The sequence below is a fragment of the Streptomyces sp. NPDC007945 genome (assembly GCF_042958885.1).
Taxonomy (GTDB): domain Bacteria; phylum Actinomycetota; class Actinomycetes; order Streptomycetales; family Streptomycetaceae; genus Streptomyces.
Genome location: NZ_JBIBJV010000012.1, coordinates 16852 through 39712 on the forward strand (window position 1 = coordinate 16852; position 22861 = coordinate 39712).

The 22861-nt window shown below is 73.0% G+C and carries 25 protein-coding genes and 1 tRNA gene; 15 read left to right on the top strand and 11 right to left on the bottom strand.

Annotated elements, in window-relative coordinates; all coding sequences use genetic code 11:
* Positions 1–47: 47 nt before the first annotated feature.
* Positions 48–581, bottom strand: coding sequence for a hypothetical protein (locus ACFZCF_RS28750; protein WP_391289817.1), 534 nt, complete (start codon positions 579–581; stop codon positions 48–50).
* Between the two features lie 96 nt (positions 582–677).
* Here ACFZCF_RS28750 and ACFZCF_RS28755 point away from each other — a divergent pair, with 96 nt between their 5' ends.
* Positions 678–1145 carry a GNAT family N-acetyltransferase gene (locus ACFZCF_RS28755; protein WP_388438649.1) on the top strand — a complete coding sequence of 156 codons (468 nt, stop codon included), beginning with the start codon at positions 678–680 and terminating at the stop codon, positions 1143–1145.
* Positions 1146–1223: 78 nt separating this feature from the next.
* On the opposite strand, the gene ACFZCF_RS28760 is transcribed toward ACFZCF_RS28755, so the two are convergent.
* A complete protein-coding gene (locus ACFZCF_RS28760; protein WP_388438646.1) occupies positions 1224–1376 on the bottom strand; it encodes a hypothetical protein in 153 nt (50 codons plus the stop codon).
* A 117-nt stretch (positions 1377–1493) separates the two neighbouring features.
* Complete coding sequence (gene phoU / locus ACFZCF_RS28765) at positions 1494–2174, bottom strand: phosphate signaling complex protein PhoU (protein ID WP_391289821.1); 681 nt, start codon at positions 2172–2174, stop codon at positions 1494–1496.
* 270 nt (positions 2175–2444) lie between these two features.
* On the opposite strand from phoU, the gene ACFZCF_RS28770 reads away from it, so the two are divergent.
* The gene (locus ACFZCF_RS28770) at positions 2445–3674 is read left to right on the top strand and encodes a cell wall metabolism sensor histidine kinase WalK (RefSeq protein WP_189950983.1); all 1230 of its coding nucleotides are present in this window, start codon (positions 2445–2447) and stop codon (positions 3672–3674) included.
* Positions 3671–4351 (top strand): response regulator transcription factor, encoded by a 681-nt coding sequence (locus ACFZCF_RS28775; RefSeq protein ID WP_043226173.1) that lies wholly within the window; start codon positions 3671–3673, stop codon positions 4349–4351. The genes ACFZCF_RS28770 and ACFZCF_RS28775 overlap by 4 nt, the downstream gene beginning before the upstream one ends.
* A 283-nt stretch (positions 4352–4634) precedes the next feature.
* Here the strand turns inward: ACFZCF_RS28775 and ACFZCF_RS28780 are convergent, their stop codons facing one another.
* Positions 4635–5267, bottom strand: coding sequence for a DUF461 domain-containing protein (locus ACFZCF_RS28780; RefSeq protein ID WP_388438639.1), 633 nt, complete (start codon positions 5265–5267; stop codon positions 4635–4637).
* A 611-nt stretch (positions 5268–5878) separates the two neighbouring features.
* On the opposite strand from ACFZCF_RS28780, the gene ACFZCF_RS28785 reads away from it, so the two are divergent.
* The 6 genes from ACFZCF_RS28785 to ACFZCF_RS28810 all read left to right on the top strand — a co-directional run bounded on the left by ACFZCF_RS28785 (position 5879) and on the right by ACFZCF_RS28810 (position 12158).
* Positions 5879–6361, top strand: a complete 483-nt coding sequence (locus tag ACFZCF_RS28785) for a CarD family transcriptional regulator (protein ID WP_003953493.1) — start codon at positions 5879–5881, stop codon at positions 6359–6361.
* 272 nt (positions 6362–6633) lie between these two features.
* Positions 6634–7383, top strand: a complete 750-nt coding sequence (gene ispD / locus ACFZCF_RS28790; protein WP_391289824.1) for a 2-C-methyl-D-erythritol 4-phosphate cytidylyltransferase — start codon at positions 6634–6636, stop codon at positions 7381–7383.
* A complete protein-coding gene (gene ispF, locus ACFZCF_RS28795) occupies positions 7373–7906 on the top strand; it encodes a 2-C-methyl-D-erythritol 2,4-cyclodiphosphate synthase (RefSeq protein ID WP_388438633.1) in 534 nt (177 codons plus the stop codon). Before ispD ends, ispF begins: the two co-directional genes overlap by 11 nt.
* A gap of 73 nt (positions 7907–7979) precedes the next feature.
* Positions 7980–9377: a cysteine--tRNA ligase gene (gene cysS, locus ACFZCF_RS28800; protein ID WP_388438630.1), complete on the top strand. Its 1398-nt coding sequence runs from the start codon at positions 7980–7982 to the stop codon at positions 9375–9377.
* An 89-nt stretch (positions 9378–9466) separates the two neighbouring features.
* Positions 9467–10423, top strand: a complete 957-nt coding sequence (gene rlmB, locus ACFZCF_RS28805) for a 23S rRNA (guanosine(2251)-2'-O)-methyltransferase RlmB (protein ID WP_388438627.1) — start codon at positions 9467–9469, stop codon at positions 10421–10423.
* Positions 10424–10586: 163 nt separating this feature from the next.
* Positions 10587–12158 (top strand): DoxX family membrane protein, encoded by a 1572-nt coding sequence (locus tag ACFZCF_RS28810; RefSeq protein WP_391289828.1) that lies wholly within the window; start codon positions 10587–10589, stop codon positions 12156–12158.
* 88 nt (positions 12159–12246) lie between these two features.
* Here the strand turns inward: ACFZCF_RS28810 and ACFZCF_RS28815 are convergent, their stop codons facing one another.
* The 3 genes from ACFZCF_RS28815 to ACFZCF_RS28825 form a co-directional block, all read right to left on the bottom strand.
* Complete coding sequence (locus tag ACFZCF_RS28815) at positions 12247–12963, bottom strand: NDP-sugar synthase (protein WP_388438620.1); 717 nt, start codon at positions 12961–12963, stop codon at positions 12247–12249.
* 46 nt (positions 12964–13009) lie between these two features.
* Complete coding sequence (locus ACFZCF_RS28820) at positions 13010–13426, bottom strand: hypothetical protein (RefSeq protein WP_388438617.1); 417 nt, start codon at positions 13424–13426, stop codon at positions 13010–13012.
* Positions 13427–13661: 235 nt separating this feature from the next.
* Complete coding sequence (locus ACFZCF_RS28825) at positions 13662–14759, bottom strand: ABC transporter ATP-binding protein (RefSeq protein ID WP_388438614.1); 1098 nt, start codon at positions 14757–14759, stop codon at positions 13662–13664.
* 197 nt (positions 14760–14956) lie between these two features.
* Between ACFZCF_RS28825 and ACFZCF_RS28830 the strand changes: the two genes are divergently transcribed.
* Together ACFZCF_RS28830 and ACFZCF_RS28835 are read left to right on the top strand one after the other, a co-directional pair.
* The gene (locus ACFZCF_RS28830) at positions 14957–15835 is read left to right on the top strand and encodes a helix-turn-helix domain-containing protein (protein ID WP_388438611.1); all 879 of its coding nucleotides are present in this window, start codon (positions 14957–14959) and stop codon (positions 15833–15835) included.
* A gap of 35 nt (positions 15836–15870) precedes the next feature.
* Positions 15871–15944 (top strand) — tRNA-Thr (locus ACFZCF_RS28835).
* Positions 15945–16021: 77 nt separating this feature from the next.
* On the opposite strand, the gene ACFZCF_RS28840 is transcribed toward ACFZCF_RS28835, so the two are convergent.
* Positions 16022–17416, bottom strand: coding sequence for an FAD-dependent oxidoreductase (locus ACFZCF_RS28840; protein ID WP_391289832.1), 1395 nt, complete (start codon positions 17414–17416; stop codon positions 16022–16024).
* Positions 17417–17561: 145 nt separating this feature from the next.
* Here ACFZCF_RS28840 and ACFZCF_RS28845 point away from each other — a divergent pair, with 145 nt between their 5' ends.
* The 3 genes from ACFZCF_RS28845 to ACFZCF_RS28855 are packed head-to-tail and all read left to right on the top strand — an operon-like array spanning position 17562 to position 19308.
* On the top strand, positions 17562–18449 hold the full coding sequence (locus ACFZCF_RS28845; RefSeq protein ID WP_391289834.1) for an aminoglycoside phosphotransferase family protein: 888 nt from the start codon (positions 17562–17564) through the stop codon (positions 18447–18449).
* 4 nt (positions 18450–18453) lie between these two features.
* Positions 18454–18936, top strand: a complete 483-nt coding sequence (locus tag ACFZCF_RS28850) for a GNAT family N-acetyltransferase (protein ID WP_388438602.1) — start codon at positions 18454–18456, stop codon at positions 18934–18936.
* 9 nt (positions 18937–18945) lie between these two features.
* Positions 18946–19308 (top strand): hypothetical protein, encoded by a 363-nt coding sequence (locus ACFZCF_RS28855; protein ID WP_388438599.1) that lies wholly within the window; start codon positions 18946–18948, stop codon positions 19306–19308.
* Between the two features lie 9 nt (positions 19309–19317).
* Here the strand turns inward: ACFZCF_RS28855 and ACFZCF_RS28860 are convergent, their stop codons facing one another.
* Positions 19318–20316, bottom strand: a complete 999-nt coding sequence (locus ACFZCF_RS28860) for a zinc-binding dehydrogenase (RefSeq protein WP_391289836.1) — start codon at positions 20314–20316, stop codon at positions 19318–19320.
* 108 nt (positions 20317–20424) lie between these two features.
* Between ACFZCF_RS28860 and ACFZCF_RS28865 the strand changes: the two genes are divergently transcribed.
* On the top strand, positions 20425–21081 hold the full coding sequence (locus ACFZCF_RS28865; RefSeq protein ID WP_388438593.1) for a pentapeptide repeat-containing protein: 657 nt from the start codon (positions 20425–20427) through the stop codon (positions 21079–21081).
* 22 nt (positions 21082–21103) lie between these two features.
* Here the strand turns inward: ACFZCF_RS28865 and ACFZCF_RS28870 are convergent, their stop codons facing one another.
* Positions 21104–21604, bottom strand: coding sequence for a hypothetical protein (locus ACFZCF_RS28870; RefSeq protein ID WP_391289838.1), 501 nt, complete (start codon positions 21602–21604; stop codon positions 21104–21106).
* Positions 21605–21635: 31 nt separating this feature from the next.
* Positions 21636–22841 carry an FAD-dependent monooxygenase gene (locus tag ACFZCF_RS28875; protein ID WP_391289840.1) on the bottom strand — a complete coding sequence of 402 codons (1206 nt, stop codon included), beginning with the start codon at positions 22839–22841 and terminating at the stop codon, positions 21636–21638.
* Positions 22842–22861 lie beyond the last annotated feature (20 nt).

Below are 22861 nucleotides of genomic sequence, written 5' to 3' on the forward strand. Positions count from 1 at the left end.
CCGTCAGACTCCCGCCCCCGTCGAAGGGTTGTACGGGACGGCCCGGTTCAGTGCTCCTGGGTGCCGCCCGCGGCCTCGTCGCAGGCGCGGTCGCGGAAGTCGTCGAGGGAGGAGACGCGGATCTCGTCGTCGAGGGTGTAGCGGACCTGGCCGGGCTTGAGGCGGGCCAGGTCCTCCGGGGTGAAGCTGACCGGGGTTGCCGACCAGGTGTCGTCCTCGGTCCAGCCGGCGAGGCGGTAGCTGCGGCCCTTCTCCAGGCGGGCGGTCCGGGTCTCCGGGGTCCAGCGCTCCGCCTCGGGGGCGCCCGCGGTCTGCATCAGGGGCCAGGAGGTGAAGCCGGTGACCGGGCCGTCGTGGCGCCAGTCGCCGGTGATCTCCCGGGACTCCTTCGGCACGTCGTCGGGGTAGAGCATCGCCCCGTCCACGTGGTCGTGGCACATCAGGAGGACGCCGAGCGGGGTGCCGTCCTCCGCCACCGAGACGCCCGCGAGGCCGGCCGGGGTCGTCGCGCAGCCCGTGAGCAGCAGGGCGGCGGCACCGGCCGCTGCCGCCGTCAGAAGGGTCGCTCGCGCGGAGGGCATGGCCGCAATTCTGGCGGGCCGAGGGGCGGCCTGCCCAGGGGGTGACCGGCGGTAATTCGAGGTCGGCCGGGGCGCGCGGGCGTTAACGTCCTGTCCATGACACGATCACCGCGCCTGGAGCCGGTCACCCCCGCCACCCTGGACGCCGCCCTCGCCCTGCGGGTCCACCCCCATCAGGAGGGGAACGTCGCGCCCGTCGTGAAGTCGCTGGCCGAGGCGTACGTCCACGGCGAGGCCGCCTGGCCCCGCCTGATCCTCGACGGCGACCGGGCCGTCGGTTTCCTCATGGCCTTCCTCGACCTCGTCTGGGACGCGGAGAAGGACCCGGACGACCGGCGCAGCGGACTGTGGCGGCTGAACATCGCCGCCGACGCGCAGGGCGAGGGGTACGGCCGCTTCGCCGTCGACGCCCTCGCCGAGGAGCTGCGCCGCAGGGGGACCGGCCGGATGTACGTGACCTGGGAGCCCGGCGAGGACGGGCCCGGCGCGTTCTACCGCCGGCTCGGCTTCCGCACGACGGGGGAGGAGAGCGGCGGACAGGTCGTCGGCGTGCTGGACCTGTGAGGGAGTGAGGGAGGGAGAAGGGGAGCGCAGGGCGGGGGGAGGGAACTCCCTCGGAGTCCCCTCCCCCCGCCCGTCACGTCAGCCCGAGCAGCCGCCGCACTGGCACGGCGCGCCGGACTGGCAGCCGCAGCCGCAGCCCGAGCCGCAGCCGCACGCGCCCAGGACCGGCAGGTGCGTCCGCTCGTGCGGGGTCTGGGCCGCGGTCTCGGTCGTGATGGGGGAATCGGCCATGAGGTCCCTCCCTGGCGGGACGCGGATCGTCCCTCGTCCCCCATTCCATGCCCGCCCGCACCGGCGCATCAACGGCGCACGGAAGCCCCGTGCGCCCGTGCGCCCTCTCCGCGCGCCTTACGCGCCCTCGACCGGGGCGTCCTGCGGCTGGAGCTCGTCGGCGTGCTCGCCCGTCACCAGGTAGACGACGCGCTTCGCCACCGACACCGCGTGGTCGGCGAACCGCTCGTAGTACCGGCCCAGCAGCGTCACGTCCACGGCCGTCTCGATGCCGTGCTTCCACCGGTCGTCCATCAGGTGCTGGAAGAGCGCCCGGTGCAGCAGGTCCATCTCGTCGTCGTCCTGCTCCAGCTGCATCGCCAGGTCGACGTCCTTGGTGATGATGACCTCGGCGGCCTTCGCCATCAGGCGCTGCGCGAGCTGGCCCATCTGGAGGATGGTCGCGTGCAGGTCGTCGGGGACCGCGCGGTCCGGGAACCGCAGCCGGGTCAGCTTGGCCACGTGCTGGGCCAGGTCGCCGGAGCGCTCCAGGTCGGCGCTCATCCGCAGCGAGGTGACCACGATCCGCAGGTCCGTCGCCACCGGCTGCTGGCGGGCGAGCAGCGCGATCGCCCGCGCCTCCAGGTCGTGCTGGAGGTCGTCGACCTTCTGGTCCGCGGCGATCACGCTCTCCGCGAGCTTCAGGTCCGCGTCGAGCATCGCCGTGGTGGCGCGCCCGATCGCCGATCCGACCAGGCGGGCCATCTCGACCAGGCCCTCGCCGATCGAATCAAGTTCCTCGTGGTACGCGTCCCGCATGGATGTCCCTCTCTCCGGGAGTGCTGCCTCTTCTACGGTGGGGTCGCTCTGGACCCCCACGCTCCCACGTTCGGCCCCCTGTGCGTCCGGCTCCATCCCCTCATGTGAACCGCCTCTGGCCTGAAGGTGAACTCTGGGCGACGCGGGCCCCCGCCCCCTCCAGGGCAAATGAACCGGCCCCGTCTCCAGGGTGAACTCTGAGCGACGAGTGTTCGAGCAGGCACTCGGACGGCTGGGAGAGTGTCCGTGACCACGCATAACCTGGATGGCATGGACGTGAACGCGGCGGTCGCCGCATTGGCCGCGATCGCCGGCGTGTGCACCGGCGTGATCGCCATGCTGGCGTTCCGCTGGAGCGAACGCGACCAGGCGCGACCCACCCGAACCTCCCTGCACACCGATGCCGTGCTGCCGCCCGGCGTCGACACGGTGCTCTCCGTGCTGCGCTCCTCCGCGGTCGTGCTCGACGAGAGCGACTCCGTGGTGAAGGCCAGCTCGGCGGCGTACGCCCTCGGGCTCGTCCGCGGCGGGAAGCTGGCCGTGGAGCCGATGCTCAACATGGCCCGCGACACCCGCAGGGACGGGGAGATACGCCAGGTCGAGCTGGACCTGCCCCGGCGCGGCGGCGGACGCGGCGAGGCCCTCGCGGTCTCGGCGCGGGTGGCCCCGCTCGGGTCGCGGCTCGTGCTGCTCCTGGTCGAGGACCTGACGGAGGCCCGCCGCATCGAAGCGGTACGGCGCGACTTCGTCGCGAACGTGAGCCACGAGCTGAAGACCCCGGTCGGCGCGCTCTCGCTGCTCTCCGAGGCCGTCATGGACGCCTCGGACGACCCCGAGGCGGTCATGCGCTTCGCGGGCCGGATGCAGATCGAGGCGACCCGGCTGACCAACCTGGTGCAGGAACTCATCGACCTCTCGCGGGTGCAGAACGACGACCCGCTGGAGGACTCCGAGCCGGTGTCCGTGGACGAGCTGGTCGCCGAGGCGATCGACCGCTCGCGGCACCCGGCCTCCACCAAGCAGATCACCATGGCGTCCGGCGGCTCCGCCGACCTCTTCGTCTGGGGCAGCCGGGGCCAGCTCGCCGCGGCCCTCGGCAACCTCGTCGAGAACGCCGTCAACTACTCGCCGGCCCGGACCCGCGTGGGCATCGCCGCCCGCCGCGTCGCGGCCCCCGGCGGGGACCTCATCGAGATAGCCGTGACCGACCAGGGCATCGGCATCCCGGAGAAGGACCGCGAGCGGATCTTCGAGCGCTTCTACCGCGTCGACCCGGCACGCTCGCGTGCCACCGGCGGTACGGGGCTCGGGCTCGCGATCGTCAAGCACGTGGCCGCCTCGCACGGCGGAGAGGTCACGGTGTGGAGCACCGAGGGTCAGGGCTCCACGTTCACCCTGCGGCTTCCCGAGGCGGGCTCCGCACGGGACCGTAGGACCGCCGCCTCCCTCACCCCCGATCTCATGACCGAACCGCTTCCCGCACCGGAGGTCCTTCCGTGACCCGAGTCCTTGTCGTCGAGGATGAGGAATCCTTCAGCGACGCCCTGTCGTACATGCTCCGCAAGGAGGGCTTCGAGGTCGCCGTGGCGGCGACCGGGCCCGACGGCCTCGACGAGTTCGAGCGCAACGGAGCGGACCTCGTCCTCCTCGACCTGATGCTGCCGGGCCTGCCCGGCACGGAGGTCTGCCGGCAGCTGCGGGGGCGCTCCAACGTGCCGGTCATCATGGTGACCGCGAAGGACAGCGAGATCGACAAGGTCGTCGGCCTGGAGATAGGAGCCGACGACTACGTGACCAAGCCCTTCTCCTCGCGCGAGCTGGTCGCCCGCATCCGCGCGGTGCTGCGCCGGCGCGGCGAGCCGGAGGAGGTCACCCCGGCGGCCCTGGAGGCCGGCCCGGTCCGCATGGACGTCGACCGCCACGTGGTGACGGTCGGCGGCGGCAAGATCGACCTCCCCCTGAAGGAGTTCGACCTCCTGGAGATGCTGCTCCGCAACGCGGGCCGCGTCCTCACCCGTATGCAGCTCATCGACCGCGTCTGGGGCGCCGACTACGTGGGCGACACCAAGACCCTCGACGTCCACGTCAAGCGCCTGCGCGCCAAGATCGAGCCCGACCCCGGCGCCCCGCGCTACCTGGTGACGGTCCGCGGCCTGGGCTACAAGTTCGAGCCGTAGGAACCCCCGCCGGGCCGACGGCACCGGACGGAGCGGGGCGCCCGCGGGGCCGGTGCGAGCCGGCCCCACGGGCGCCCCGCGCGGCTGCCCTGCGGCGACGGTCCGCGCCTACGGTGCACGGCCGCGGTTGTGCAACGAGTCGTGAGAGCCGTAGTGCAGAGGGCCGCCGTGGTACAGCGGACCGTCGCACCGGAAGGCCGTCGACCGGCGAGTCGTCATACGGCGAGAGGGGCGCCCCCATCCAGGGGCGCCCCTCTCGCCGTCGTGCGGGCGTGGCCGCGGCTCAGTGGCCGGCGGCCGGGCCGGCGTCGCTGCCCTCGGTGCCGTGCCCGCCGGACTCCGCGTGCTCGCCGGCCTCGGCCGAGGCGGTCGCGGAGGGGGTGGCGCCGGGCGGGAGCGGGACCTCGGACGGGCCGAAGTCCTTGAAGTAGCTCGTCGACGGGACGACGAAGGCCTCCAGGGCGACGTCGCCGGTCTCGCTGAGCGTGAAGACGACCTTCTGCGCGTCGCCGTTCTTCGCGGCCTCGCTGCCGTTGGCGATGGTGGCGGTGGCGTTGCCCTCGCCGCCGATGACGACGGAGCCGCCGGCCGGGACCACGACCGGGCCGGAGCCCTTCGCGGACTTCAGGGTGACCGACGCGTTGCTGCCGGGCAGGCTGATCGACTCCAGCGTCTGCGGGGCGCGGCCGTTGTTGAAGACGGTGGCCGAGACGACGGCCGGGCCCTTGGCACCGGGCGTCGGCTGCGTGATGACGAGGGCGTTCTGGATCTTGACGTCGTCCACCGAGACGGCGGCGTTGTCGGGCCGGATGCCGAGCGTCTGGGCGTCGTTGCCCGCCCCGCATGCGGACAGCGCGGCGATCGAGAAAACGATGGCGGTGGCGGCGAGGGCACCGCGTCGAAGGCTGCGGCTCACGGCGGCGGCAACTCCTAGGACGTACGGACTGTGGACGGAAACGGCTAAGGACCGGCTAAAGGTGCGTCAGCGCGCTTAGGTTACCGAGCCTGACTCTCCGTCCCGCACCCGACCCGCCCCTTGGCGTCCGCCGCCCCGTCGGGCGCCGGTGTGGGAGACGCCAGTGCGCGGTCCGCGTGTGGCCGGAACACACCCCATTGGCCCCGCGTTCACATAACCGACGTGATCAATTCGGGGCGGTGTCGCATTCCGCATGCTTCCCCTTACGGAAAAGCACCACCGGAGCGCCCGCTGATCAATTCGGGAATCCCGGCTTGATCCGTCCGTACGGGTGGTCGATCCTCGAACGGAGTACGTGAAGAGGCCCACTCCTGGCCGGATGAAACGGGACAAAACGCCCTCTCGGGTAGGAGCCGGATGTGTGTAACGTGCGGGTTTCTCTCCGTCGACGCAGCCGCTCCCACCTGCGAATACCCCCTTCCGGAAGCCCTCCGCAGCATGGGGGCGAGGCACTTGTCAAGCCCTGAGATATGCCCTGACCTGCGGAAACGCCATTCAGAAGAAGCAGTTTCCGTGTTACCCTGGATAGCCACGGAAGGGGTACCTGTCACATGACGTTCAAGGTTGGCGACACCGTGGTCTATCCCCATCACGGGGCCGCGCTGATCGAGGCCATCGAAACTCGCCAGATCAAAGGCGTGGACAAGACCTACTTGGTGCTCAAGGTCGCGCAGGGCGACCTGACGGTTCGCGTACCGGCGGACAACGCGGAGTTCGTAGGCGTGCGCGACGTTGTCGGGCAGGACGGGCTGGACCGGGTCTTCGAGGTGCTGCGCGCGCCGTACGCCGAGGAGCCGACGAACTGGTCCCGTCGCTACAAGGCGAACCTTGAGAAGCTCGCCTCCGGCGATGTCATCAAGGTCGCCGAAGTGGTCCGGGACCTCTGGCGCCGCGAGCGCGAGCGCGGTCTCTCCGCAGGTGAGAAGCGCATGCTCGCCAAGGCTCGCCAGATTCTGGTGAGCGAACTGGCACTCGCCGAGAACACCAACGAGGACAAGGCCGAGGCCCTCCTCGACGAGGTGCTCGCGTCCTGATCCATGGCTCACGCCATGCCGGGAAGCGATCCCAGCAGCAATGCCGCGGTGCCCGCTGACGCGCTGTGAATCCCACGATTCCACAGTGCCGTCGCCGGGCACTGCGGCATGTTCGTCTCTTCTTTCCCTCCCCTGAGCCGCGAGCTCCATGCCCGCGGCATGTCGACGCCTCGACCGTCGTCACGGAAAGGGCCCGGTCGAGGCGTCGCATCTCAGCCTGCTGACGCCATACCCACGCCGCCCGCGGAAACAAACCTGCCGGAGTGCAACCGATGTCAGACGAAGCGCGTCCTCCTCGTACCGCCGTGGTGATCCCGGCCGCAGGACGGGGCGTACGCCTCGGTCCGGGCGCCCCCAAAGCGCTGCGCGCGCTGAGCGGCACCCCCATGCTCGTCCACGCCGTCCGTGCCATGGCCGCCTCCCGCGCGGTCCGGCTCGTCGTCGTGGTCGCCCCCGCCGACGGAGTCGCCGAGGTCAAGCGCCTCCTCGACGACCACGCCCTGCCCGACCGGACCGACTACCTCGTCGTCGCCGGCGGCGACACCCGCCAGGAGTCCGTCCGCCTCGGCCTGGAGGCGGTCCCCGAGGACGTCACCATCGTCCTCGTCCACGACGCCGCCCGGCCCCTCGTCCCCGTCGACACCGTCGACGCCGTCATCGAGGCCGTCCGCGACGGCGCCGTCGCGGTCGTTCCCGCGCTGCCCGTCGCCGACACCGTCAAGGAGGTCGAGCCGGCCACCGAGCCCGGCGGCCCCGAGCAGGTCGTCGCCACCCCGGTCCGCGCCCGCCTCCGCGCCGTCCAGACCCCCCAGGGCTTCGACCGCGCCACCCTCGTCGACGCCCACGCCACCGTCGCCCTCGCCGGCGACGGCGCCACCGACGACGCCGGCATGGTCGAGAAGCTCGGCGCCCCCGTGGTCGTCGTCCCCGGCCACGAAGAGGCCTTCAAGGTGACCCGCCCCCTCGACCTCGTCCTCGCCGAGGCCGTTCTCGCCCGCAGGAGGGCCAACGATGGCTTCTGACACGCCCAAGGCCACGCCCGCGGCCACGCCCACGACCGCGCCGCTCGTCCCCCGCACCGGAATCGGCACCGACGTGCACGCCTTCGAGGAGGGCCGCGAGCTCTGGTGCGCCGGACTCCTCTGGGAGGACGAGCAGTACGGCCTCGCCGGCCACTCGGACGGCGACGTCGCCGCCCACGCCGCCTGCGACGCCCTCTTCTCCGCCGCCGGCATCGGGGACCTCGGCGCCCACTTCGGCACCTCGCGCCCCGAGTGGGCGGGGGCCTCCGGCACCACCCTGCTCGCCGAGGCCGCCCGGATCGTCCGCGCCGAGGGATACGAGATCGGCAACATCGCCGTCCAGGTCGTCGGCGTCCGCCCCAAGATCGGCAAGCGCCGCGACGAGGCCCAGAAGGCGCTGAGCGAGGCCGCCGGCGCCCCCGTCTCCGTCTCCGGCACCACCACCGACGGGCTCGGGCTCACCGGCCGCGCCGAGGGCCTCGCCGCCCTCGCGACCGCCTTGGTGTACCCCGTGTCGCGCTAGGCCGGGGGAAAAACGTGCCCCGGGACCGGCAATCGGTCGCGGGGCACTACCACCCGCCCACTACCCTGGACCCGTGACTATTCGCCTGTACGACACCAGCGCGCGGCAGATCCGTGACTTCACCCCGCTCACGCCGGGCCGCGTCTCGATCTACCTCTGTGGCGCCACCGTCCAGGCGGCCCCGCACATCGGCCACATCCGGTCGGGGCTGAACTTCGACATCATGCGCCGCTGGTTCGCCTACCGCGGCTACGACGTCACGTTCATCCGCAACGTCACCGACATCGACGACAAGATCATCGCCAAGGGCAGGGACCAGAACCGTCCCTGGTGGTCGATCGGCTACGACAACGAGCGCGCGTTCAACGCCGGCTACGAGGCCCTGGGCTGCCTGCCGCCCACCTACGAGCCCCGCGCCACCGGCCACGTGCCCGAGATGATCGAGATGATGCGCGGCCTCATCGAGCGAGGCCACGCCTACGAGGCCGACGGCAGCGTCTACTTCGACGTGCGCTCCTTCCCCGGTTACCTGGAGCTCTCCAACCAGGACCTGGACGACCTCCGCCAGCCCGACGAGGGCGTCTCCGGCAAGCGCGACCCCCGCGACTTCGCCATGTGGAAGGCGACCAAGCCCGGCGAGCCCGACTGGGAGACCCCGTGGGGCCGCGGCCGTCCCGGCTGGCACCTGGAGTGCTCGGCCATGGCCCACAAGTACCTGGGCTCCGCCTTCGACATCCACGGCGGCGGCCTCGACCTGATCTTCCCGCACCACGAGAACGAGATCGCCCAGGCCAAGGCCTTCGGCGACGAGTTCGCGCACTACTGGGTGCACAACGCCTGGGTCACCATGAGCGGCGAGAAGATGTCGAAGTCGCTCGGCAACTCGGTCCTCGTGAGCGAGATGGTGAAGAACTGGCGGCCCATCGTCCTCCGCTACTACCTGGGCACCCCGCACTACCGCTCGATGATCGAGTACAGCGAGGAGTCCCTGCGCGAGGCCGAGGCCGCCTTCGGCCGCATCGAGGGCTTCGTCCAGCGCGCCACCGAGAAGGCCGGGCGGACCGTCCCGCCCGCCGCCGAGGTGCCGCCGGCCTTCGCCGAGGCCATGGACGACGACCTGGGCGTCCCGCACGCGCTGGCGATCATCCACACCACCGTCCGCCAGGGCAACAGCGCGCTCGGCGCCGACGACAAGGACGAGGCCATCGCCCGCCTCGCCGAGGTCCGCGCCATGCTCGGCGTCCTGGGCCTGGACCCGCTCGACCCCCAGTGGGCCGACGAGTCCGGCGGCGGCGAGGAGCTCCACGGCGTCGTCGACACCCTCGTCCGCCTCGTGCTCCAGCAGCGCGAGGCCGCCCGCGAGCGCAAGGACTGGGGCACGGCGGACGCGATCCGCGACCAGCTCACCCAGTCCGGCCTGACGATCGAGGACAGCCCCGACGGCCCCCGCTGGACCGTCGCCAACCGATAGAACACCCCGAAGACGTGCCGCCCGGAGCCCCGGGCGGCACACTTCACTTAAAGACTTCCGCACGTACGCCAGAGGAACAGGTAGCAGTCATGGCCGGGAACAGCCAGCGCAGGGGACGTCGCACGTCCAACAAGAAGGGCGCGACGGTCGGCAGCGGTGGCAAGCGACGCCGCGGCCTGGAAGGCAAGGGCCCGACGCCGAAGGCCGAGGACCGCAAGGGTCACAAGGCGTTCCGCGTCTCCAACGCGATGGCCCGGAACGCGGCCAAGCGCAAGCCCGTCGCCCGCCGCGGCGGCAAGGGCCAGTCCGAGATGGTCGTCGGCCGCAACCCGGTCTTCGAGGCGCTGCGCGACGGCGTCCCCGCCACCACGCTCTACGTCCAGCAGTTCATCGACAACGACGAGCGCGTGCGCGAGGCCCTCAACCTCGCCACCGGCCGCGGCAACATCCACATCATGGAGGCGCCGCGCCCCGAGCTCGACCGGATGACCAACGGCCTGAACCACCAGGGCCTCGTCCTCCAGGTGCCGCCGTACGAGTACGCGCACCCCGAGGACCTCGCCGCGGCCGCCTACGACGAGCACGAGGACCCGCTGATCGTCGCCCTCGACGGCGTCACCGACCCGCGGAACCTCGGCGCGGTCGTCCGCTCCGTCTCCGCCTTCGGCGGCCACGGCGTCGTCGTCCCCGAGCGGCGTGCCGCCGGCATGACCGCCGGCGCCTGGAAGACCTCGGCCGGCACCGCCGCCCGCACCCCGGTCGCCCGCGCCACCAACCTCACCCGCTGCCTGCAGGAGTACCAGAAGGCCGGCCTCACGGTCGTCGGCCTCTCCGCGGACGGCGACACCGAGGTCCACGAGCTGGAGGCGCTCGCCGGCCCGGTCGTCATCGTGGTCGGCTCCGAGGGCAAGGGCCTCTCCCGCCTCGTCGGCGAGAACTGCGACTTCCTCGTCCGCATCCCGATGCCCGGCGGCGCCGAGTCCCTCAACGCCGGCGTCGCCGCCGGCGTCGTGCTGTACGAGGCGGCCCGCCGCCGCATGGCCTGACCGGAACAGGCAGGGCCCGACGGAGACCTACCCCGTCGGGCCCACCGGGCCCGCCCGCCGGGCCCCCACACTGGGCGTACCCGCCCGCCGTCGGTGATCTTGACGGGTCTCGGACATTTCCCGGCTGTCAAGGCAGTGTCCTAACCCCGCGTCACTCGGTTAGATGAGTGTGGACACCAGAACGCCCCGGCCGGGGTTCGACGATCAGCCGGCGTTGAGCATGGTCAAGGTGGATTCCGATCCCGCCCAGGTGATCGTGAACCACGCCAGCTTCCGGGTGCGGCTCGCGCCTGCCCATCCGCCGAGGTCCGCCGGGAACCCGCGCCTGGCCGGGCTCTCCGGAGCCGGTGGTGCGGGAGCGCCGCGGCGCCGCCCCGTCGTGTGGAGCGGGAAGGCGACGCCGGGCGCCACCGGGCTCCTGCAGGCGGTGCGGGCGGCCGAGGCCGCGCCGGGGGCGGCGGTCTCCACGCTGGAGCCGACCACCCGGACCATCCCGCGCGTCGACGACACGATGCCCACGCCCATCGTGCCCGCCGGTGCCTCCGGCCCCCTGCTGCCGCCCATGCGGCGCGCCGAGGGCGCCTACGACGAGGTGTACGAGCCGCGGCCCGAGCCGGAGGAGTACGAGGAGGACCGCGGCCCGCAGCGGCAGGGTGCCGACGCGGTGCGGCACGCCTACTACCCGGGCCGCCGGATGAACCTCGGCGTGGTGCTGCTCCCGCTCCGCGTCTTCCTCGGCCTCATCTCCGTCTACGCCGGCATGGGCAAGCTCTGCGACCCCGTGTACTTCGACGGCGGCGAGCGCGGCTCCATGGTCAAGTGGCTGACCCAGCTGCACCCGTGGCCGCTCGCCGAGCCGCTGCGGGACTTCGCGCTCCAGCACCCGGTCGGCGCCGGACTCACCGTCGCCTTCCTCCAGGTCGTCGTCGGCGTCCTCACCGTCCTCGGCCTCTGGCAGCGGGCCGCCGCCGTCGTCGGCGCGCTGCTGTCGGCGGCGCTGATCCTCACCGTCAGCTGGCGGACCGTGCCCGTCTACGACGCGCCCGACATCATCTACCTGGCCGCCTGGTCGCCCCTGATCATCGCCGGCGCCCCCGTCTACTCCCTGGACGCCCGGCTCGCGGGCGAGGCCTGGCGGACCCTCGGGCCGCGGGCCGAACTGTGGGAGCTGCGCCGCCGGGTGGTGCGCCGCTCGACCCTCTTCGCCGCGGTCGTCGTCGGCCTCACCCTGCTGGTCGGCTCGGTCCTCGGCGGTGCCGTCCGCTCCACCGAGATGGTGACGGTGCCGGGCCCCAACGACGACCCGATCAACCACCTGCCGGGCCAGCCGCTCCCCACCGAGCCGGAGCGGCGCCGGACCCCGTCGGAGTCGCCGCGCGGCGAGCGCCCGGAGCCGACCGCGTCGACGAGCACCGAGACCCGCGAGGAGGAGACGGCGGAGGAGACCCGGGAGGCGACCCGGCCGACGGAGACCGGCAGCGGCAGCTCCTCGCCGACGCAGGAGACGCGTCCGACGGCGCCGCGCACCACCGGCGGTGCCACCAGCGGCAGTTCCTCGCCGACCCAGTCCAAGCCCGCGCCGCCGCCGTCCACCAGCGACGCCCCGAGCACCACGGGCGGGACGACCGGCTCCGGCTCCGGCTCCACCGGTTCGACGAGCGAGCAGCCGCCGACCGAGGAGGCCCCGACGGAGGGCGAGGCCCCGCGGAACCCGATCGGCGGCCTGCTGGGCTGAGCCCGGAGCCGTACGCGCACGGAAGAGGCGGCACCGTCCCACCGGACGGTGCCGCCTCTTCCGTGCGCCGGTCTCTTCCCGGGGCGACTCAGAGGCCCTGGGCGGCGAGCTCCTTCGCGGCCTCCGTGAGGTCCTTCGCGGTGTCGATGGCCCTCCAGTACGCCCCCTGGGGCAGCGGGAAGCCGGCCAGGCGCCGCTCGCGGGCGAGGCGGGGGAAGGTGGTCCGCTCGTGGTCGCCGAGGTCGGGGAGGAGCTCGGTGAAGGCGGGGGAGAAGACGTACACGCCGGCGTTGATGAGGAACGGCGACGGCGGGGCCTCGACGAAGTCGGTGATGTGCCCGAAGGTGTCGGTCTCGACGGCGCCCCACGGGATGCGGGGGCGGGCCAGGGCGAGGGTGGCGGTGGCGTCGCGCTCGTCGTGGAAGGCGGCCATCTCCCGCAGCGAGAAGCGGGTCCAGATGTCGCCGTTGGTGGCGTACCACGGCCGGTCCGGCTCGGGCAGGTGCGTGGCGGCGTACTTGAGGCCGCCGCCCCGGCCCAGCGGCTCGGTCTCGACGACGGTGGTCACCTTGAGCGGGAGGTCGGCCGACTCCAGCCACTCCTGGAGGACCTCGGCGAGGTGCCCGCAGGAGACGACGGCGTCCGTGACGCCCTCGGCGGCCAGCCAGGACAGCTGATGGCCGATGATCGGGGTCCCGGTGCCCGGGATCTCGACCATCGGCTTGGGGCGGTCGTCGGTGTAGGGGCGCAGCCGTGAGCCCTGGCCGCCCGCCAGGACCACGGCCTGCGTCGGAGTGGTGTGCATACGGGGAACGATAGGTGCCCCGTGGGCGCGGGTGCGGCGAGCGCGCTCAGGCCGTCGCGCGCATCACGCCGGTCGCGTACGCGGTGTCGCAGACCGGGCGGGAGAAGGACTGGGCGCGGGCCGGTCCGTAGTGCTCGACGGCGGCGCGGCCGAGGGCGCGGGCGATCGACACGCAGTGTTCGGCGAGCGAGGGGCGGTTCTCCACCTCGCGCTGGAGGTGGGTGAGGGCGACGCCCGGGTCCTTCTCCTGGAGCTCGGCGAGGAGCCGGTCGCGCAGGACGTCCTGCGGGGCGCGGGACTTGGCGCGGGTGGAGACGTCCGCCGAGGAGGCGGTCAGCATCTGGCCTTCGGCGTCCTGGCCGGCCCACGGGACGGCGGACACCGCGAGCGTTCCCGACAGGACCAGGACGACGGGCAGGACGAGGGCGAGGGAGCGGCCGATTCGGCGGGCAGTGTGCGTCACGCAGGTGAGCGTAGCGGGCGGTAGTGATATGGCGACATTTAGTCACTCTCGCGAGGGATGGTTCGACGCGGCTTTTCGAATCCCGTGTTGACGCGGGGTGATGGAGCGGGCCCCGAATGCCGGGATTTTCCGGGGTGAGCCCGCTTCTCCGCGGCGTGCTCCCGTTTAAACGAACGACCCCGCATCCGCCAGGGACACGGGGCCGTTCGCCACGGGCCGTTTCCGGCCCGGCGGGTCACTCGCTGATGCGCTGCTCCGTGGACTTGGAGAAGACGTGCAGCTCGCCGGCGCGCGGGACGACGTGCAGCGTGGAGCCCTTGGCGGGGATCTCGCGGCCGCCGACGCGGATGACGATGTCCTTGTCCTCGCCGCCGACGCGGGTGGAGCCGTAGACGAAGCCGTCGGAGCCGAGCTCCTCGACGACGTTGACGGTCACGGCCACGCCGTCCTTGCCGGTGGGGCCGGAGACGTCGAAGTGCTCCGGGCGGACGCCGACGACCACGGTGGTGTCGCCGTTGGCGGCGGCGGTGGCGAGCGCGTCACGGGAGACCGGGACGACGCTGTTGCCGAACTTCACGCCGCCCTCGGTGATCGGGACCTCGATCAGGTTCATGGCGGGGGAGCCGATGAAGCCGGCGACGAAGAGGTTCGCGGGCCGGTCGTACATGTTGCGCGGAGTGTCGACCTGCTGGAGCAGACCGTCCTTGAGGACGGCGACGCGGTCGCCCATGGTGAGGGCCTCGGTCTGGTCGTGGGTGACGTAGACCGTGGTGATGCCGAGGCGGCGCTGCAGGCCGGCGATCTGCGTGCGGGTGGAGACGCGGAGCTTGGCGTCGAGGTTCGACAGCGGCTCGTCCATGAGGAAGACCTGCGGCTCGCGGACGATCGCGCGGCCCATGGCGACGCGCTGGCGCTGGCCGCCGGAGAGCGCCTTCGGCTTGCGGTCGAGGTACTCGGTGAGGTCGAGGATCTTCGCGGCCTCCTCGACCTTGGCGCGGATCTCGGCCTTGTTGACGCCGGCGATCTTGAGCGCGAAGCCCATGTTGTCGGCGACGGTCATGTGCGGGTAGAGCGCGTAGTTCTGGAACACCATGGCGATGTCCCGGTCCTTCGGCGGCAGGTGGGTGACGTCGCGGTCACCGATGCGGATGGCGCCCGCGTTCACGTCCTCCAGGCCGGCGAGCATGCGCAGCGAGGTGGACTTGCCGCAGCCCGAGGGACCGACGAGGACGAGGAACTCGCCGTCCGCGATCTCGATGTCGAGCTGGTTGACGGAGGGCTTGGTGGCGCCCGGGTAGATGCGGGTCGCCTTGTCGAAAGTGACGGAAGCCATGGTGATGTGTCCCTTCACCGGCAGGAACGTGCCGGACGATCCGAGTAAAGGAAGGATTGCGGTCTAGTCCACCAGGGTGAACTCCGCTCGACGCTACCCCGGCGGCGTCGGGTCTGTCAGTAGTCGCAGGCGGTGACTTTTTCGGATAATCGTCCGGCACCGCCCCTGCCGCTCCCCCCCACCGATGGAGGCGTCCCATGCGGCTCTCCGCCGACGACCGGCGCTCCCTGAAGCGGGTGCTTCAGCGGCGCCGGGCCGCGATATCCCCGGTGACCAGGGGGTTTCCCCCTCGGCTCCCGGGGCCCGGGAGACGGGCCGAGGGGCTGAGCCAGGAGCAGATGGACGAGCTCCTCGCGCGCGCCCGGGGCACGTACAACCGCCTGGAGAACGGCCGGCTCGCCCACCCGGGCGCCGACCTCCTCACCGCCGTGGCGCGGGCCCTGGAGCTCGACGAGCACGAGTGGACCTTCCTGTGGCGGGTGACGCGCAAGGAGAACCCGCCCGGCGCCCTGCACGACAGCGCGGGCACCGACGTCGCCGGGGTGTGGCGGCGGATCGTCGAGGGGATCACCGGCACGCTCGTGTACCTCAGCGACGTCGAGTACGGCGTGGTCGCCCACAACGAGGAGTTCCGCGCCTTCTTCCCCCGCCGGCAGGCCCCCGCCAACGTGATGCGCTGGCTGCTCCTGGACCCGGAGGCCCGCACCGAGGTCCTGGTGGACTGGGCGGACAGGTGGGCGCCGGCGATCATGCCGCACCTGCGGCAGACGGCGGAGTCCCGCCCCGACAACGCGGCCCTGGCCCGTCTGGAACGGGACGTCCTCGCCGACCCGGTGGCCGGACCCCTCTACCGCGACCTGGCGGCCGCGCCCCTGCCGTACGAGGACGGCGCCGAACTCCCGGTCCGCCACGCCCTCCACGGGCCGGGCCGCCTCACCACCTGCCTCGCCGAACCCATCGTCGCCCCCGGGGCCCGCCTCAACCTCAGCATCTACCTCCCGGACGGCCCCGGCCCCGCCCTTCCGCCCGCCCCGCCCCCGGGATCGCCCCCGGACCGATTTCGGGACCCTGTGTAGAGTGGGCCACGCGCGCGTGCCCGACGTGCGCGCCCGCCGCCTTAGCTCAGTTGGCTAGAGCGCTTGACTTGTAATCTTGAGGTCGTCGGTTCGATTCCGACAGGCGGCTCGTACGACGAAGGCCCCGGCCCCCGTGAGGGGTTCGGGGCCTTCCTCGTGTCCGCCGCGTCCGACGCGGTCGTTCCGTCAGCGGCCCGCGATGCGGTCGGCCCAGCGGGCAACGCGGTCCGTGGTGGCGGTGTGGGTGGTGGCCTCGCGGTGGTCGGCGCCGCGGTACGCGGTGTAGAGCGCGTGGACGCCGAGCCAGCGGAAGGGTTCCGGTTCCCAGGCGCGGACCTTGTGGTTCACCCAGGGGAGGGTGGTGAGGTCGGTGGGGCCGGACTGGCCGGAGTCCTGGCGGATGAGGTCGCGGAGGGTGCGGGCGGCGAGGTTGGCGGTGGCGACGCCCGAGCCGACGTACCCGCCGGCCCAGCCGAGGCCGGTGGAGCGGTCGAGGGAGACGGTGGCGCACCAGTCGCGGGGGACGCCGAGGACGCCGGACCAGGCGTGGTCGACGCGGACGCCGGCGAGCTGGGGGAAGAAGCGGACGAGGACGTCGCGGAGGTCCTCGATCGTCCGCGGCCGGGTGCGGCCGTCGTTGTCGGTCTTCGAGCCGTAGCGGTACGGGACGCCCCGGCCGCCGAGCGCGATGCGGCCGTCGGCGGTGCGCTGGGCGTACATGTAGGCGTGGGCCATGTCGCCGAGGGTCTCCAGGCCGTTCCAGCCGATGGACTCCCACTGGGCGTCCGTGAGCGGCTCGGTGGCGATCATGGAGGAGTTCATGGGGAGCCAGGTGCGGCGCCGGCCCGGGAGGGAGGCGGTGAAGCCCTCCGTGCAGCGGAGCACGTAGGGGGCGCGGACCGTGCCGTAGGGGGTGACCGCGTGCTTCGGCTTGATCTCGGTGACCGGCGTGGACTCGTGGAGGGTGACGCCGAGGGCCTCGACGGCGGCGCGCAGGCCGTCGACCAGCTTCACCGGGTGGACGCGGGCGCCGTGCGGGGTCCACGAGGAGCCGACGGCGCCGGCGACGCGGATGCGTTCGGCGGTCTCGCGGGCGCCGTGGATCTCCCGGTCCGTCTCGCCGAAGGCGTGCTCGACCGCGTGGAACTCCTTGAGGCGGGCCAGCTGGGCGGGGGTGAGGGCGACCTCCAGGACGCCGCCGCGGTGCTGGTCGGCCTCGATCTTCTCGGCGTCGAGGACGTCGAGCACCTCGGTCACGGTGGCGTTCATCGCCTGCTGGAGGCGGACGGCGGCGTCGTGGCCGTGCAGCTCGGCGTAGCGGCCGCGGCCGGCGATGCCGTTGTAGAGCCAGCCGCCGTTGCGGCCGGAGGCGCCGTAGCCGCAGAAGCGGGCCTCCAGGACGACGATGTCGAGGAAGGGCACCGCCTTCTTCAGGTAGTAGGCGGTCCACAGGCCGGTGTAGCCGCCGCCGACGATGCAGACGTCGGCGGTCCGGTCGCCGGGGAGCGGCTCCCGCCGCTCCGGCAGGCCCTCCTGGGCGAACCAGAAGGAGATGCCGCCATTGACCGTGCTGGTGTTCATGTTGTCCCTCTTCCCGGTGCGTGGCGGGAGGGTACCGGGGGCGTGGGGGCCCTGGAAACGGTTCTTCCGGCGGACGGGTGCGACAGGGGGCACGGCAGGGGCAGGGGGCTGTGGGAGGCGGGGCCCGGGTCGTAGGGTCGGGCGGGTGATCGACGTACCCGGGGAACTCGCGGCCAGCCAGGCGAAGTACAACGGTGAGGCGGGGCGGGCGTTCGTCGCCGCCCTGCCGGGGCGGGCCGAGGAGTTCCTCGACCGGTGGGGGCTGCGGCTGACCGGCCCCTCGATGCACGGGGTGGCGTCGCTGGTCCTGCCGGTGCGGCGGGCCGACGGCACACCCGCCGCGCTCAAGCTCCAGCTCCTCGACGAGGAGAGCGAGGGGGAGCCGGTCGCGCTCCGCGCGTGGGACGGGGACGGGGCGGTCCGGCTCCTGGAGCACGACCCGGAGACGGGCACGATGCTCCTCGAACGGGCCGACGAGCGGCGGCACTTGTCGCGCCTCGGCGACGAGCGGGAGGCCGTGCGCATCCTGGCAGGACTGCTCGCCCGGCTGTCCGCGCTCCCGGCGCCGCCCGGGCTGCGGCGGCTCGACGCGATCGCCGGACGGATGCTCGCACGGGTCCCCGCCGCGACGGCCCGGCTGGGCGCCGGGGACGCGGCGCTGCTCGCGGACTGCGCCGCCGCCGTCCGCGAGGTCGCGGACGAGCCCGGCGACCGGCTGCTCCACTGGGACCTGCATTACGACAACGTGCTGGGCGCGGAGCGCGAGCCCTGGCTTGCGATCGACCCGAAGCCGCTCGCCGGCGACCCCGGCTTCGAGCTGCTGCCGGCCCTGACGGACCTCTGGAACCCGGACCCGGCGGAGATCCGCCGTCGGTTCGACCTGCTCACCGAGCACCTCGGCCTCGACCGGCAGCGGGCCCTGGCGTGGACGCTGGGCCGGGTGCTCCAGAACGGGCTCTGGGAGGTCGAGGACGGCGCCTCCGCGCTGGACGCCCACCAGGTGGTCATCGCGCGGGCGCTGCTGGCACGCTGAGGGCATGATCCGTACCGCCACCCCCGCCGACGTGCCCGTCATCCACGCCCTGATCCGCGACCTCGCGGAGTACGAGAAGGCCCTCGACGAGGTCCGCGCCACGCCCGAGCAGCTCCACGAGGCGCTCTTCGGCGAGCGGCCGGCCGCCTTCGCCCACCTCGCCGAGACCGAGGACGGCGAGCCGGTCGGCTTCGCGCTCTGGTTCCTCAACTTCTCGACCTGGCGCGGCGTCCACGGCATCTACCTGGAGGACCTGTACGTCCGCCCGGAGGCGCGCGGCGGCGGCCACGGCAAGGCGCTGCTGACCGAGTTGGCGCGGATCTGCGTGGAGCGCGGCTACGAGCGCCTGGAGTGGTCGGTGCTGAACTGGAACCAGCCGTCGATCGACTTCTACGAGTCGCTGGGCGCCCGCCCGCAGGACGAGTGGTCGGTGTACCGGCTCACGGACGGGGCCCTGGCGGCACTCGGCGGGCGGGGCGGGGTGTAGGAAGTCCCCATGTGCAATGACGACAAGGACCACGGTCACGACATGGGCGTCGAGGCCCGTTTCCAGCGGATCACCGACTTCGTCGAGGCCCGGCTGACCCCGCTCTTCGACCCCGCGAACGGCAGCGACCACGGCTTCGGGATGGACGACACCTCCCGCGCCCTGCGGGCGCTGCGCTACACGGTGCAGGCGGCCTCGCAGGTCTCCGGCCTGGTGGAGAAGCGGGAGACGGCGCCGGAGCTGCGCCAGGTGGTGGACCAGGCGCTGGAGCACAACTGGGACTCGCTGCGCTCCATCGCCCGGATGTGGGAGGACCACGAGGACTTCCGGAAGGAGTTCAAGGCGCACTCCTGGGACGTCCTCGGCGTCTGAGGTCCCGGCTCACGGGATCAGGACCACCTTGCCCATCGTGCCCCGGTTCTCCAGGGCGCGGTGGGCTTCCGCCGCTTCGGCGAGCGGGAAGCGGTGGACGGCGGGGCGGAGGGTGCCGTCGGCGGCGGCGGCGAGGGCGGCGAGTTCGAGGGCGCGGACGTCGCCGCCGGCCTTCCGGATCATGACGGGGCCGAGGACGGAGCCGGAGGTGATGCCGCGTGCGGTGAGTTCCTCCTCGGTGTAGGTGAGGGGCTCGCCGTCGTGGAGTCCGGCGCTCGACCAGCCGAAGACGAGGTGCTGTCCGCCCTTGCCGAGGAGGTCGACGGCGGCGCGGCCGGTGTCGCCGCCGACCGAGTCGAAGACGACGGTGGCGGTGCGGTCGCCGAGGAAGGCGCGGACCTCGGCGGGCCAGTCGGGGCGGGTGTAGTCGACGGCGAGGTCGGCGCCGTTCTCGCGGACGCGGGTGACCTTGGCGGGGCCGCCGGCGAGGCCGACGACGGTGGCGCCGGCGTTCTTGGCGTACTGGACGAGGAGGGTGCCGATGCCGCCTGCGGCGGCGGGCACGATCGCGACCGAGTCCGGGCCCAGTTCGGTGAACTGGAGGATGCCGAGGGTGGTGCGGCCGGTGCCGATCATGGCGACGGCCTCGGCCTCGCCGAGGTGGTCGGGGAGCTCGTGGAGGCGGGCGGCGTCGGCGACGGCCAGCTCGGCGTAGCCGCCGGGGTTCATGCCGAGGTGGGCGACGACGCGCTTGCCGAGCCACGACGGGTCGGTGCCCTCCCCGACGGCGTCGACGGTTCCGGCGACCTCGCGGCCGGGGACGGTGGGGAGTTCCGCGGGGGCCGGGAAGGGGCCGGGGGCGCCCTCGCGGAGGGCGGTGTCGAGGAGGTGGACGCCGGCGGCGGCGACGGCGACGCGGACCTGGCCGGGGCCGGGGGTGGGGTCGGGCACCTCCTCGTGGGTGAGGTTCTCGGCGGGGCCGAAGGCGTGGAGGCGGATGGCGTGCATGACGGTTCCCCTGACGTCGTGGCGTGCGGTCGAGACCCACGTTCGTACCTGAACCTCGCTTGAGGTCAAGGGCGGGTGGCTGTCGGTGGCGTGCGTCACGATGGGCGCATGACGCGAAAGACCAAGGCGCCCCGGCGGGTGGAGCTGCGGCTGCCGCCCCTGGAGCCGTACGAGGGCGGGCTGGAGCCCGACGGGGACTACGACGGCGTGGAGCTGGCCGGGCTCGACCTGACGGGCGCCTCGGGGGAGGGTGCCCGGTTCCTGGACTGCCTGGTGCGGGAGTGCGCGCTCGACGAGGCGCGGCTGACGGGGGCGCGGTTCCTGGACACGCGCCTGGAGGCCGTACGGGGCGTGGGGGCCGACCTGTCGGGGGCGCAGCTGCGGGACGCGGAGGTGCGGGAGGCGCGGTTCGGGGGGACGCAGCTGCACGGCTCGGTGTGGGAGCGGGTGCTGGTCAGGGGCGGCAAGTGGGACTACCCGAACCTGCGGGCGGCGCGCCTGCGGGACGTCGTCTTCGAGGGGTGCGTCCTGGTCGAGCCGGACTTCGGCGGGGCGGTCCTCGAACGGGTCTCGTTCGTCGACTGCGAGCTGGTCGGGGTGGACTTCGCCGGGGCGCGGCTGACGGACGCGGACCTGCGCGGGGTGCGGCGCCTGGAGATCGCGCGCGGGGTGGAGTCCCTGGCGGGCGCGGTGATCTCCTCGGTGCAGCTCCTCGACCTGGCCCCGGTCCTCGCGGCCCGGCTGGGGGTGCGGGTGGAGGACTGAGGCGGACCGCACGCCCCGGGGGTCACTTCACGCGCGGGAAGCGGGACTGGAGGGCCCAGACGGCCGGGTTGTCGGCCAGGCCCTCGTGCATGTCGGTGAGGTCCGCGATCAGGTCGTGGAGGAAGTCCCGCGCCTCCCGGCGGAGTTCGGCGTGCGCGAAGGTGAGGGGACGTTCGTCGCCGGGCATCCAGTCCGCCTCGACGTCGACCCAGCCGAAGCGGCGCTCGAAGAGCATCCGGTCCGAGGACTCGGTGAAGTCGAGCTCGGCGTACTGGGGACGGGAGGCGCGGCTGCCGGCCGGATCCCGGTCGAGCCGCTCGACGATGTCGCAGAGCGCCCACGCGAAGTCGAGGACTGGCACCCATCCCCAGGCTGTGGACACCTCGCGGTCCTCCTTGGTGTCCGCGAGGTACACGTCGCCGCAGAAGAGGTCGTGCCGCAGCGCGTGGACGTCCGCCGCCCGGTAGTCGGTCTGCGGGGGGTCGGGGAAGCGCCGGGAGAGGGAGTAGCCGATGTCGAGCACCCACCGATGGTGTCACGCCCCCGGGCCCGCGTCAGACGCGGTGGGTCGCCCGGGCCAGCCGCGGGCCGAGCCAGCGCTTGAGGCGGCGCAGCGGCTCCAGGCTGCCGGCGGCGCGGTCGAGGCGGTAGTAGAGCTGCGGGGGGACGTGGGGGAGGAGCGGGGAGTGGCGCTGGCCGAGGAGGGCGAACATCCGGTCCGGCTCCAGGGCCATGTAGCGGGGGAGGTTCTCGTACCACTGGGCGCTCAGGCGGGCCGCGCTCTGCGCGGAGACGAGTTCGGCGCGGCGGCGCCGCCCGTAGGCGCCGAGGGCGGTGTCCAGGTCGTCCGGGTGGGTGCGGAGGGCCTCGGCCAGGGCCAGGGCGTCCTCCAGGGCCAGGGTGGTGCCCGCGCCGATCGAGTAGTGCGTGGTGTGGGCGGCGTCGCCGAGGAGGACGGTCCGGCCGTGGTGCCAGGCGCGGGTGGTGAGGGTGCGGAAGCGGAGCCACTGGGCGGGGTCCGCGCCCCGGTCGCGGCCGATGAGCGCGTGGCCGTCGAGGAGGTCGTGGAAGAGCTTCTCCAGGAGGGCGAGGCAGTCGCCCTCGGGCATGGTGTCCAGGCCCAGGCCCGTCCAGGTGCCAGGGGCGCACTCCACGACGCAGGTGGAGCGCTCGCCGCTGAAGCCGTAGGCGTAGCACCAGATCCAGCCGTGTTCGGTCTCCTTGAAGGCGAAGCTGAAGGAGTCGAAGACCTTGCCGGTGCCGAGCCAGATGTACGGGTTGCGGCCGGTGGTGAAGGCGGCGCCGAAGGGCTCGGGGTCCGCCTCGCGCAGTGTGCTGTGGATGCCGTCGGCCGCGACGACGAGGTCCGCGCCGGCGAGCTCGGGGGCGTCCGGGCCCGCGATCGGATGTTCGTACGCGACCTCGACGCCGAGCTCGGCGGCCCGGTCGGCGAGCAGGCCGAGCATCCGGCGGCGGCCGATGCCGAAGCCCGCGTCGCCGCGGTGCACGGTCCGCTCGTCGCGGACGATCGCGAGGCCGTCCGTCCAGGTCACCGACGCCTCGGCGACGGCCGCGGCGGACTCCGGGTCGCCCGCCCGCAGCTTGTCCAGGAGCCCGGCCCAGTACGTGACGCCCCAGCCGTACGTGGAGCCGGCCGCGTTCCGCTCGTACACGGTGATCTCGTGCGACGGCTCCTGGCGCTTGAGCAGGATCGAGAGGTACAGGCCGGCGGGCCCGCCACCGACGACGGCGATCTTCACGAGCGCTCCCGGGGAGAACG

Coding starts and splice junctions, on each gene's coding strand:
- ACFZCF_RS28750 (WP_391289817.1), bottom strand. CDS start 581: ATGCCCTCCGCGCGAGCGACCCTTCTGACGGCGGCAGCGGCCGGTGCC.
- ACFZCF_RS28755 (WP_388438649.1), top strand. CDS start 678: ATGACACGATCACCGCGCCTGGAGCCGGTCACCCCCGCCACCCTGGAC.
- ACFZCF_RS28760 (WP_388438646.1), bottom strand. CDS start 1,376: ATGGCCGATTCCCCCATCACGACCGAGACCGCGGCCCAGACCCCGCAC.
- phoU (WP_391289821.1), bottom strand. CDS start 2,174: ATGCGGGACGCGTACCACGAGGAACTTGATTCGATCGGCGAGGGCCTG.
- ACFZCF_RS28770 (WP_189950983.1), top strand. CDS start 2,445: ATGGACGTGAACGCGGCGGTCGCCGCATTGGCCGCGATCGCCGGCGTG.
- ACFZCF_RS28785 (WP_003953493.1), top strand. CDS start 5,879: ATGACGTTCAAGGTTGGCGACACCGTGGTCTATCCCCATCACGGGGCC.
- ispD (WP_391289824.1), top strand. CDS start 6,634: ATGTCAGACGAAGCGCGTCCTCCTCGTACCGCCGTGGTGATCCCGGCC.
- ispF (WP_388438633.1), top strand. CDS start 7,373: ATGGCTTCTGACACGCCCAAGGCCACGCCCGCGGCCACGCCCACGACC.
- rlmB (WP_388438627.1), top strand. CDS start 9,467: ATGGCCGGGAACAGCCAGCGCAGGGGACGTCGCACGTCCAACAAGAAG.
- ACFZCF_RS28810 (WP_391289828.1), top strand. CDS start 10,587: ATGAGTGTGGACACCAGAACGCCCCGGCCGGGGTTCGACGATCAGCCG.
- ACFZCF_RS28815 (WP_388438620.1), bottom strand. CDS start 12,963: ATGCACACCACTCCGACGCAGGCCGTGGTCCTGGCGGGCGGCCAGGGC.
- ACFZCF_RS28825 (WP_388438614.1), bottom strand. CDS start 14,759: ATGGCTTCCGTCACTTTCGACAAGGCGACCCGCATCTACCCGGGCGCC.
- ACFZCF_RS28830 (WP_388438611.1), top strand. CDS start 14,957: ATGCGGCTCTCCGCCGACGACCGGCGCTCCCTGAAGCGGGTGCTTCAG.
- ACFZCF_RS28840 (WP_391289832.1), bottom strand. CDS start 17,416: ATGAACACCAGCACGGTCAATGGCGGCATCTCCTTCTGGTTCGCCCAG.
- ACFZCF_RS28850 (WP_388438602.1), top strand. CDS start 18,454: ATGATCCGTACCGCCACCCCCGCCGACGTGCCCGTCATCCACGCCCTG.
- ACFZCF_RS28855 (WP_388438599.1), top strand. CDS start 18,946: ATGTGCAATGACGACAAGGACCACGGTCACGACATGGGCGTCGAGGCC.
- ACFZCF_RS28860 (WP_391289836.1), bottom strand. CDS start 20,316: ATGCACGCCATCCGCCTCCACGCCTTCGGCCCCGCCGAGAACCTCACC.
- ACFZCF_RS28865 (WP_388438593.1), top strand. CDS start 20,425: ATGACGCGAAAGACCAAGGCGCCCCGGCGGGTGGAGCTGCGGCTGCCG.